Here is an 11,440-nt window from a genome sequence, read left to right on the forward strand (position 1 = left end):
CAACAAGATCGACCGCCCCGACCAGCGCATCCACGAGGTCATGGACGAGGTGCTGGAGCTGCTGCTGGACCTGAACGCCACCGACGAGCAGTTTGAGTCCCCCACCCTGTTCTGCTCCGGCCGTCAGGGCACCGCCTCCTACTCCCCCGACCAGCCCGGTACCGACCTGGTGCCCCTGTTCGAGACCATCGTCAACTATATCCCCGCCCCCGAGGCCGATGTGGAGGCTCCCTTCCAGATGCTGGTGTCCTCCATCGACTACAACGAGTTCGTGGGCCGGATTGCCATCGGCCGCATTGAGCGTGGCACCGTGAAGCAGAACCAGGAGATCGTGGTGTGCAACTACCACAACCCCGACGAGCCCCCCAAGAAGGCCAAGGCCACCGCTCTGTACCAATTCGACGGTCTGGGCAAGGTGCCCGTCACCGAGGCCGACGCCGGCAACATCATCGCCATGAGCGGCATCGGCGAGATCACCATCGGCGACACCATCTGCGCCCCCGACGCGGTGGAGCCCATCGAGTTCGTCAAGATCTCCGCCCCCACCATCGAGATGACCTTCTCCGTCAACGACTCCCCCTTCGCCGGCAAGGAGGGCAAGTTCGTCACCTCCCGCCAGCTGCGTGAGCGTCTGTTCCGGGAGACCATGAAGGACGTGTCCCTGCGGGTCACCGAGACCGACTCCACTGACGCCTTCAACGTGGCCGGCCGCGGCGAGATGAGCCTGTCCATCCTCATCGAGACCATGCGCCGTGAGGGTTACGAGTTCCAGGTGTCTCCCCCCCGTGTGCTCTTCCAGGAGATCGACGGCAAGAAGTGCGAGCCCATCGAGCGCCTGGTGGTGGACGTGCCCTCCGACAGCGTGGGCGCCGTCATCGAGAAGATCGGCTCCCGCAAGGGCGACCTGCTGGAGATGACCCCCGTGGGCGAGCGTATGAAGATCGAGTTCCTGGTGCCCTCCCGCGGCCTGTTCGGCTACCGCAACGAGTTCCTCACCGACACCAAGGGCGAGGGCATCATGGCCTCCGTCTTTGAGTGCTACGCCCCCATGAAGGGCGAGATCCAGCGCCGCAACTCCGGCTCCCTGGTGTCCTTCGAGACCGGCGAGAGCGTGACCTACGGCCTGTTCAACGCCCAGGAGCGCGGCGTGCTCTTCATCGGCGCCGGCGTGCCCGTCTATGCCGGCATGGTGGTGGGCGAGACCCCCAAGCAGGAGGACATCAGCGTCAACGTCTGCAAGAAGAAGCAGCTGACCAATATGCGTGCCTCCGGCTCTGACGACGCCCTGCGCCTCACTCCCCCCCGCCAGATGTCTCTGGAGCAGTGCCTGGAGTTCCTGGCCGACGACGAGCTGCTGGAGGTCACCCCCCAGTCCCTGCGTCTGCGCAAGCGCCTGCTGGACCATGCGGCCCGGATGCGCGAGGCCTCCAAGAAAAAGGCCTGATCATAAGAACAACACCGCCCCCGGCACGCCGGGGGCGGTGTTTTATGCTAAATACAACAGACCCCGGAACCCTGCGGTTCCGGGGTCTGCTTTTTATGCCGGGATGGTTTTCCGCTTCTTTCTCCGATGGATTGCCAGCGCCGCAATGAGCAGCACAGCCGCCCCGGCGCAGCACAGCAGCACCACAGGCAAAACATTGGGCGTGGTGCGGTCCAGCAGCACCACCTGCCCGCTGACCGGGCCGTCAAAGACCAGATAGCTGCCGTCCTGGCTGGCCTTCACCACCTGCCAACTGCCGTCGGACTGCAGGATGGCCGCCGCCGGGTGATCGGCGTCCGCCGCCCGCAGCCGGAGGGTCACCGTATCTCCCTGGCTGCCTTCCACGGTATAGGACCAGCCCTCCACGCTCCGGTAGCCCGACAGGTCGGGCAGCTCGGTCAGCCCTTCCGCCTTCAGGCCTGCGCCTGGCTCAAAAGTGCCCTCCACCAGCAGGGCGGGATGCTCCTCGCCGGAGGAGAGGGTGGCGGTAGGCTGGGTAAACTGGGCCTCCAGCACCATGGACCGGGTCAGCCCCTTGACCGGGAAGTCGGGCCACACGCCATACTCCCCGTCCCGGGCAGGCGGCTGGGGCACCAGGCTCTGGTCCAGGTCGTCCCCGTAGGCAAAGGGGATCTCGGCCACAGTCTTGCCGTCGGCCACAAAGCGGTAGGAGAAGGTGAGGAAGTCCTCGGGGATGCCGCTCAGCACCGAGAAGGCATCAAACTCCAGCCCCTCCGCCTGACCGGCCACATCCACCCCGTCCAGCCCTGCCAGCTCCTCCAGCAGGTAGCGGTTGCCGGTGAGGGGATCGTCGGACTGACCGGCAATGGCCCCCCGGTACTCCCCGTCTCCCTGGGCCCGCACCATGGCCCGGCAGTCGGTAAGGGTGCCGCCCAGACCGGCGATGCCGCCCAGCCAGCTGCCGCCATCCAGATCCACCAGGGCGGCGCACCGGATCACCGAACCGCCGGTGCGGCCTGCAATGCCGCCGCAGTAGTCGGTGCCCGTCTCCACCGTGCCCCGGGCAGCGCAGTCCAGGATGGAGCCGGTGGTACACCGACCGGCGATACCGCCGCCGCAGTCGTTTCTCACGGTAACGGCACCGTCAAAGCGGCACTGCCGCACTGCCGCCCGCAGGGTGGCGTACACGTCGGAGAGCAGTTTGATGTCCTCCATGTCAAAGGTAGCCTCGGGGTCGTCCCCCACCTCGGCCCCCACGGCCCCCACAATGCCGCCCACGTTGGAGTCACCCTCCACGGTGCAGGCAGCGGTACAGGCCATGACCAGGCCGGGGCCTTCCGTAATGTCCCCCGAAAGGTCCTGGGTGGTGAGTTTGGGCTCCCGGCCCATGTCATAGATGGCCTGACGCACCTGGTCCAGGGCCCCGATCACCCGCTGGGCGGAGGCGTGGAGGGCGGTGTTGTCCGCCCCGGCAGCCTGGGTCATCTGGTCCACCCGGTTCTCGATTACGTCCAGCTGGGCCCCGATGTCGTCCGCCGCCGCCTGGGTCTGCTCCCCCAGCTGGTCGGAGTAGTCCTTCAGCAGGGTACGAATGGCGGAGGCCTCGTTGCTGACGGCGTCCAGATCTTTTTTGCTGTCCTTGGACAGGGCGCTGCCCGCCCCCACCAGATGGCTGGCGGCGCTGTGGATGGCCTTGGCGGCCTGATCCGCGTCCTTCCGCACCTCCTCCATCTCTTTCGAGGTATCGTGGCTCAGCGTTTCCCACCGGCCGGTGAGGTCGCTGACCAGGCCGGGCAGCTTGCCCAGGGCCTTGGAGATGGCGGACAGGTGTCCCGCCGGGTCCACGCTGGGGAAGGGTACCGCCAGGGCTCCTTTCAGATCCAGCTTTTTCAGGCAGTTGGTCACCTGGGTGAGATAGCTGCCCAGGCTGTCCAGCTCACGGGACATGGCCTGGAGGTGGGCGCGGATGGTATTGGCCTGTTTCTCAATGCCTTCGGCGGCATCATCCAGGGCCTCCACCCCTTCCACCAGGGCGCTGTCGGCGCTGTCCAGCATCTTGCTCAGGCTGCGGCGCAGCTGGGCGGTGCCGTCCAGCAGATCATCCAGGTCGTCCCCGGCCTCATTGGAAAAGGTATCCACATGACCCCGGAGGCCGTCCAGGGCATCCCCCAGAGCGGCGGCATGGCTGTCCAGCTGGTCGGTCATATCGCTGTAGTCGCTAAGGCCCTGGTCCCCGGCCTGCTGAGCCCGGTCCCGGATCTGGCCCACCGCCTCATGGATGACCTGGGCGTCCTCCACTCCCTGGCCCACCATGCCGCTGAGCTGGTCGGCAAAGCCCTCCATCTCATCAAAGAGGACCCCCAGGCTGTCGTTGAGGCTGTCGGCGGGAGAGTCGCCGTAGCGCACCTCCACATTGGGTTCGAACTGGCCCACGATGCCCCCCACGTCCTTCCGGCCCAGAATATGTCCGGTATTGGAGCAGTTGGTGATGGAGCCGGACTGGAGTCCCGCAATGCCGCCGGTGTTGTAGCCCAAGTGCTGATAGCCCACAGTTCCGGAATTGGAGCAGCCGTCAATGTTGCCCCGGGACAGCCCGGCGATGCCGCCGGAGTTGGAGGGTATATCCTGATCGGAGGCGGTATTGATTTCCCCGGCGTTGGTGCAGCCGGTGATGGTACCCAGATTCTGCCCGGCAATGCCGCCTGCGTTGCTGGGGGCGGAGATTGTGGCCTGGTTGGAGCAGTCCGTTACGGTGCCGCTCTCCCCGTTGAGGCCTACCACGCCGCCCACATCCTCCTGACCGGAGACCGAGCCCTTGACGGTACAGTTGCGCACGGTGCCGTAGTTCTCACCGGCTACCAGACCCACCTGGCCGCCGGTGCCGCCGGGGGTGAGGGTGCCCTCCACCGTCAGGTCCTCCACCTGGGCGCTCTCGGTGAGAGTGCGGAAGAGGCCCACCTTGGACCCCTTGTCGGAGAAGGACAGGCCGGTGATGGTATGGCCATTGCCGTGAAAGGTGCCCTGGAAGATGGGAATGGAGGTAAAATCGGTGCCGCTGAGATCCAGGTCGGCGGTCAGCTCCGCCGTCACCCCCACCGACCAGATGTCCTTGGTACAGCTGCGGGCAAAGTCCAGGAAGGCGGCCTCGTCCCCGATGGTCACCGTTCCCGCCGCCCGGGCGGGAGGCAGCAGGGAGCAGAGGAGGGCAGCCGCCAGCAGCAGGGCGGTTACGGGTCTGTTGTGCTTCATGGCTGATCCTCCTGTTCCTGCTCCTCGATCTGGAGCTCCTGATACTTGCTCTCAATGAGGGCGTCCACGCTGCCGTGGATTACGCCCTTGAATTCGCCGTCCACAAAGCCGGATACATGGCCCCGGACGTGACCGTCCAGCCGCATGGTGCCCTTGTTGAACCGCTGGGACCGGTCCCGGTTGAGGGAGATGGCGGTGCGCTCGATGATGGCGTCGCCCAACAGCAGCAGCTGGGGCAGTACGGTCATCACCAGGAAGATGGAGGTGACGGTGCCCCGGCCCAGGGTGAGACCCACCGAGCCGATGGTGGCGTCGGTGGAGATGCCGCCGATGAGGAAGCCGGCCACCGCCATGATGGTGCCCGAGGTGAGGATGGTGGGGAAGCTCTGGCTCAGGGCCTCCACCACCGCCTTCCGGGGCTCCATGCGGGTCTTCAGCTCCAGATAGCGGTTGGTGATAACGATGGCATAGTCGATGGTAGCGCCCATTTGGATGGAGCTGACCACCAGGTAGCTGAGGAAAAACAGATTGGTGCCGGTGAGCACCGGGAAGGAGAAGTTAATCCAGATGGAGCCCTGGATGGTGAGCACCAGCAGCACCGGCAGACCGGCAGACTTGAAGGTGAACAGCAGGATCACCATGACGAAGAGGGCGGTAAGTACGCTGATCTTCAGGTTGTCGCCGGAGAAGGAGCTGGCCAGGTCAAAGGCGTTGGTGGAGTTGCCCACCAGCACCACGTCGTTATAGTAATCCTCACCGATGGCGCGGATCTCATCCAGCAGGGCGTAGGTGTCCTCCCCCTCGGTGGGCACGTCGGCCACAAAGACCAGCCGGGACCACTCCGTACCCTGGAGCTGCTTGAGGCCCACGTCCAGCTGTTCCTGCAAATCCTCCACCTTTTGGGCCTGGTCGCCGGTGAGGCTCACCACGCCCTTGTCCTTCTGCTCCAGCAGGAACTGGAAGATATCCAGCAGAGGCACCGAGTAGTCGTCCGGGTTTTGGAAGATGGAGCCGTACTCCTCCACACTCAGGCCGTAGGCCTGGAAGAGCAGCCGGGCCAGCTCCACGTCCACCCCGGCCAGTTCGGCAAACTGCCGGGGGGTGATGTCGTCGGTGAGCATCCGGCCCGGTTCCACCTCAATGTTGGCAAGGCCGGTGACCTGGGTCACCTGGGGCAGGGCCTCCACCCGCTCCAGGATGCGGCCCTCCTTTTGATAGTCCCCCCGGGGCACCAGCATGGCGATGGTATTCTTCTTGCCAAAGGTATCGGTCACCTTTTCGGCGGCCAGCTGCCAGTCTGGCTTGTTGGAAAAATCGGCGTCGTTGGTGTCAAAGACATAGACGCAGTGGCTGGACAGGATGGCTCCGGCGATGACCACCACCAGGAAGATGGGGGGGAGCACAAAGCGCAGCTTGACCATCCCTTTGCCCCAGAAGTTGATCTTGGGCACCAGATTTTTGTGGCGGGTGCGGTCGATGGGCCCCTGGAACACCATCAGCAGGCCGGGCATCAGCAGAAAGACGCACAGCATGGAACACACGATGCCCTTGGCCAGCACGATACCCATATCAAAGCCGATGCGCAGCTGCATGAGCATCAGAGCCACCAGGCCGGAGATGGTGGTCAGGCTGGAGGAAGAGATCTCCACAATGGCCTTGCTCAGGGCGACAATGTCCGCCTCCCGGGCATCCAGGCCGTTGTCCCGCTCCTCCATGTACCGGTGGCAGAAGATGATGGCGTAGTCGATGGCCAGAGCCAGCTGGAGCACCACGGCGATGGAGTTGGTAATAAAGGAGATGGTGCCGAAGATGAAGTTGGTGCCCATGTTGAGCACCGCCGCCGCCACAAACACGATGAGGTAGACGGGCACCTCCATATAGCTCTTGGAGGTAAAGAGCAGCACCACCACAATGACCGCGGCGGCGATGGCCAGGATGACGGTCATCTCCTGCCGCAGGGAGGCGGAGGTGTCCCGGCCCACCTCGGTGGACAGGGATACGTCGTATCCATCCAGCAGGTCCTCCACCCGGTGGAGGGCCGCCACTGTCTCCTCATCCCCGGTCTCCCCCTCAAAGGAGATGGAGAAGAGGGCGGCGGAGTCCTTGTAGTGGTCGGCGGTGTCGTCAAAGGTCACCTCCGACACCCCCTCCACCCCCTTCAGCCGTTCGGCCAGGGCGGCGGCGGTGTCGTAGGTCACGTTGGACACCATCACGTCGGCGGTGCCCAGGGTGACAAATTGCTCCTCCATCAGGGTCAGGCCCCGCCGGGTCTCGGTTTCCGGCGGCAGATAGGAGGTGATGTCGTTGTTGATCTGTACCTTATTGATGGAAGCCCCGCAGAAGATGAGGGCGGCGATAAAGACCAGAAAGAAGGCCTTCCGTTTATCCACAATAAAGCGGGCCAGTTTGGTCATAGGTGTCTCGGTTTTTTTGTCCGTTACCATAGGCAGATTCCTCTCAATGGTTGGGGATAAAGCGGGCCAGATGGTCCAGCAGGACCTCCTCCGGCACCGGGTCGGGGCTGATCAGCCACCAGTGCAGCAGGGACAGCATGGCCCCCACATAGAAGCGGGCGGCGATCCGGGGGTCCACCCCCGGCAGAGCGTCCGGGAAGGGCGGGCGGCTCATCCGCAGGCACAGCTCGTTGGCCGCCGCGTCCTCCAGCAGGCGGGTCTTGGTGTCGGCGCCGCTCTCCAGGCAGGCCCGGTACAGGGCCCTTCTCTCCTTAAAAAAGGCCAGGGTGCTGCGGGCCGCCTCCAGGAAAAACTCCCTGGGGGTGGGGGCGTCCTGGGGGATGCAGGCGTCAATGCACTCCCGCTCCAGCTGGGTCAGCAGGTAATGGAGCAGCTCCTGTTTATCGTTAAAATGGGCATAAAAAGTAGTGCGGTGGACCATAGCCCGCCGGCAGATGTCGGTCACCGACAGCTCCTGAAAGGGCCGCTCCTCCATCAGTTCCACCAGAGCCTGAGTCAGCTGCCGCCGGGTCTTGCGCTGACGCAGGTCCAGATTCTCCTCTCGTTTCTCCTCCACAGGGACTCCTCCTTTCGTCGGCCGGAACAGCATATCACTTTACGCTACACTTGTCAAGATAAAATACAAATGTAGATTATAAAGACCGGCCGTCCGTGGGATTGCGGTTGCTTTTTCAGGGGGCAGACAGTATAATAATGTCTACTGAATAAACTGCGATGCAGTTTATTCGTGCGGCGATAGCCGCGCAATTCCACAAAAGCGGCTCAAAGGAGACGCTTTTGTGGAATTCAGCCATTGTTACAATGCACAGTTCCGTTGGCGCGTTTCAACGCGCCAACGGAAGGTGCAAGGCTTTTGGACCAAATTGTCCAAAAACCTTGCACCGGAACAAAGCCATTTGGCCTTGAACGCCTTAGCTTTCAAGGCTTGTGGCTTTGTTCCGTAGGCATTATAATAAACTCATCTCATTATGGAAACCAATGCAGTCGACGGAGGGAATGATATGAAAGGAAAGAGATTTGCCGCCCTATGGCTGGCACTGTTTCTGATGCTGTCTCTGCTGGTAGTACCCGCCGGGGCAGTAAGCTTTACGGATATGCAGGGCCACTGGGCCCAGGAGGACGTGGAGTATCTGGCCGGTCTTGGCATTGTCAAGGGTACCAGCGCCACCACCTTCGCCCCCGCTCAGAAGATGACCGCCTGCGAGGCCCTGCTGTTCTGTTCCCGGGCCACCGGCGTGTCCGCCGCGGATAAAAAGCAGATCGCCGCCGACCGGGCCGACCAGCTGAAGGAGATCCTGCCTGAGAACGTCTACAGCTGGGCAGAGGAAGAAATGGCCGTCTGTCTGGAAACCGGTATCATCAGCGTCAGCGAGCTGGAGGCCATGTGCGACTCCGGGGCGCTGCTCAAGTCCATCACCCGCGAAAACCTGTCCATGTATCTGGTGCGGGCCATGCAGCTGGAGCCCATGGCCAAAAACCTGACCAACTATTCCATGAGCTTTGCCGACACCGCCTCCATCTCCCAGGTGCTGCGGCCCTATGTGTATCTGCTCAATACATACGGCATTGTCCAGGGCAACACCGCCAACGAGTTTATGCCCCAGGGCAGCCTGACCCGGGCGGAAATGGCCACCATGCTCCGCCGTGCCATCGACTTTATGGATGAGCAGGGCATCTATGCCGAGCTGCCCGCCTACACCGACTACCAGTGGGTGGGCGGCGTCATCGACGCGGTGAGCTCCACCAGCAACGGCGCCACCCTGCTCACCATCACCGGCAATCTGACCGATACCTTTGGCATTTCCGTGCCCGCCAACGTGCCCATCTATGAAAACAACATCCGCACCACCCCCAACTCCCTGCGTGCGGGCCAGTATGTCCGGGTGAACCTGGACGACAAGGGGGCGGCTCAGGCGGTCCGTCTGGGCGGGACCCTGACCAGCCTCAGCGGCAGCATCACTGAGGTATCCCAGGACAGCATCACCATCAGTGTCAGCGGCACCAGCAAGCGGCTGGACATTGACCGCTTTACCAGAGTCCAGGTGGGCCAGCTGGTGGGCGATCCCTCCCTGATCGAGCCCGACGCCGGTTATACCCAGGCCCAGTGCTGGGTGGACGGCATGGGCCATCTGGCCGAGCTGAAGCTGTCCGGCGGCACCCGTTCCGCCGAGGGCTTCCTCACCAGCGTGGAGAACACGTCCGGCGGCCAGACCATTACCGTCTCCGCCTTTGACGGCCAGCGCTCCCAGTACACCCTGGTGTCCGGCGCCGTCGTCACTGTCAACGGCAAGGCGGGCTCCATTACCGTGTCCAACAGGGGGGACTATGTGAGCCTGCGGGTGTCCAACGACAACGCCGGCACCGTGGTGAGCGCCGCGGTGGATACCGTGTCCGACTATGTCCAGGGCCCCATCAAGAGCATCAGCTTCACCAAGGACCCCTACGAGATCACCGTGGAGGACAGCCTCACCGGCCGCTCCCGCACCTACCCCATCGCAAGCAACGCCATCGCCCGCTATGACGGAGAGGAGATCACCGTCAAGGAGGTGGCCCGCAACAACTTTGCCACCCTTCAGATCTCCGGCGACCAGGTGGTGCTGCTGGACACCTACCCCGCTTCCACCACCACCCAGGGCGTGATTGAGAGCATCACCTACGCCAGCCCCACCACCCTGGCGGTGCGCACCCCCCAGGGCACCACCGCTACCTTCTCCATTGATCTGACCAACCTGCCCGACATTGAGCGGGACGGCAAGACCAGCTCCATCGACAAGCTGCGCAGCGGCGACAGCGTCACCGTCACCGTCCGCTACAACGAGGTGTATGAGATTGAGGCCACCTCTCAGAACGCCACCCTGTCCGGCACCATCACCCGGGTGATTCAGGATACCACCGGCGTCAGCATCGACGTGCGCTTCTCCGACGGCTCCACCGACACCTACCAGGTGTCCGAGGGTGTTTCGGTGACCCAGAAGGGCTCCGTCATATCCCTCTACTCCCTCAAGCCCAATGACGCGGTGGATCTGACCCTCAGCGGGGACGAGATCGTGGCCATTGAGGTCACCGGCAGCTCCTCCTCTTCCACCCAGATCACCGGCTCGGTGCTGGTGGTCAACACCAAGGACGACACCCTGATGATCAGCCTGGAGGACGGCACCCCCCTCACCGTGGATGTGGAGGACGCCAGCTTCGTTACCATTTCCGGCTCCTCCACCAGCCTGAGCAAGCTGGCGGCCGGGGATCGGGTCCAGCTGTACGGCCAGTATTCCGGCAGCCTCTTCGCTGCCACCCTGGTGGTCAAACTGTAATTGTTCAAATTTTGCGGGGCCCGGCTCATCTGAGCCGGGCCCCGATTTGTCAAACTGTTTTGACAAATCGGGGCGTTATTGACTGGACGCGAAAGACAACCCTGACGGTTTTCTTTCACACTATCTTTCCCTCCGAAGCCTCGGCCTGGAGCGCTTAATTCGTTAAAGCCCGGCTTTTATGCGCCGGGCCCTATACTTGACTTGACTTTTGGGCCGCAAATGAATAAAATAAGTAGCACCCATGCGTATTTTGATAAAAAAGGATTGAGATAGATATGGCACAGGACAAAAAGCAGGTGGAACAGATCACCGATATGGAGGTGGACTTCGCCAAGTGGTTCACCGACGTGTGTAAGAAGGCGGAGCTCATCGACTACTCCTCCATCAAGGGCGTGTTTATCTACCGCCCCTACGGCTACGCCATCTGGGAAAACTTCCAGAAGATTCTGGATGAGAAGTTCAAGGAGACCGGCCACGAGAACGTGTACCTCCCCCTGCTCATCCCCGAGTCCCTGCTCCAGAAGGAGAAGGATCACGTGGAGGGCTTCGCCCCCGAGTGCGCCTGGGTGACCATGGGCGGCTCTGAGAAGCTGGAGGAGCGCTACTGCATCCGGCCCACCAGCGAGACCCTGTTCTGTGAGCACTACAAGAACATCATCCACTCCCACCGTGACCTGCCCAAGCTGTACAACCAGTGGTGCTCCGTGCTGCGTTGGGAAAAGACCTCCCGCCCCTTCCTGCGTCACCGGGAGTTCCTGTGGCAGGAGGGCCACACCATGCACGCCACCGCCGAGGAGGCCATTGCCGAGACCGAGCAGATGTTCAACATCTACGCCGACTTCTGCGAGAACTACCTGGCCATGCCCGTGGTGAAGGGCCGCAAGACCGACAAGGAGAAGTTCTCCGGCGCCGAGGCCACCTACACCGTGGAGTGCATGATGCACGACAAGAAGGCCCTCCAGGCC

General features: G+C 62.9%; 6 protein-coding genes. 3 read left to right on the forward strand and 3 right to left on the reverse strand.

Annotated features, from left to right (window positions below; genetic code table 11):
* Positions 1–1,444: EF-Tu/IF-2/RF-3 family GTPase (locus IHN22_RS10785; RefSeq protein ID WP_191435295.1), on the forward strand; the 1,444-nt coding region annotated here is incomplete at its 5' end.
* 93 nt (positions 1,445–1,537) lie between these two features.
* Here the strand turns inward: IHN22_RS10785 and IHN22_RS10790 are convergent.
* Genes IHN22_RS10790 through IHN22_RS10800 form a run of 3 tightly spaced genes read right to left on the reverse strand, consistent with a single transcriptional unit; the run spans position 1,538 to position 7,723 of the window.
* Complete coding sequence (locus IHN22_RS10790) at positions 1,538–4,693, reverse strand: peptidase (RefSeq protein WP_191435297.1); 3,156 nt, start codon at positions 4,691–4,693, stop codon at positions 1,538–1,540.
* Positions 4,690–7,137 (reverse strand): efflux RND transporter permease subunit, encoded by a 2,448-nt coding sequence (locus IHN22_RS10795; protein ID WP_191435299.1) that lies wholly within the window; start codon positions 7,135–7,137, stop codon positions 4,690–4,692. Before IHN22_RS10795 ends, IHN22_RS10790 begins: the two co-directional genes overlap by 4 nt.
* 13 nt (positions 7,138–7,150) lie before the next feature.
* Positions 7,151–7,723 carry a TetR/AcrR family transcriptional regulator gene (locus IHN22_RS10800; RefSeq protein WP_191435301.1) on the reverse strand — a complete coding sequence of 191 codons (573 nt, stop codon included), beginning with the start codon at positions 7,721–7,723 and terminating at the stop codon, positions 7,151–7,153.
* A gap of 445 nt (positions 7,724–8,168) precedes the next feature.
* Between IHN22_RS10800 and IHN22_RS10805 the strand changes: the two genes are divergently transcribed.
* Together IHN22_RS10805 and IHN22_RS10810 are read left to right on the forward strand one after the other, a co-directional pair.
* Entirely contained in the window at positions 8,169–10,475 is a 2,307-nt protein-coding gene (locus tag IHN22_RS10805) for an S-layer homology domain-containing protein (protein WP_191435303.1), read from the forward strand.
* A gap of 275 nt (positions 10,476–10,750) precedes the next feature.
* The coding region (locus tag IHN22_RS10810; RefSeq protein WP_191435304.1) for an aminoacyl--tRNA ligase-related protein at positions 10,751–11,440 on the forward strand (690 nt) is incomplete at its 3' end.

The organism is Flavonifractor sp. An112 (genome assembly GCF_904377885.1).
Lineage (GTDB): Bacteria > Bacillota > Clostridia > Oscillospirales > Oscillospiraceae > Flavonifractor > Flavonifractor avicola.

Excerpts from the sequence above, each read along its gene's own strand:
- IHN22_RS10790 (WP_191435297.1), bottom strand. The coding sequence starts at position 4,693 with ATGAAGCACAACAGACCCGTAACCGCCCTGCTGCTGGCGGCTGCCCTC.
- IHN22_RS10795 (WP_191435299.1), bottom strand. The coding sequence starts at position 7,137 with ATGGTAACGGACAAAAAAACCGAGACACCTATGACCAAACTGGCCCGC.
- IHN22_RS10805 (WP_191435303.1), top strand. The coding sequence starts at position 8,169 with ATGAAAGGAAAGAGATTTGCCGCCCTATGGCTGGCACTGTTTCTGATG.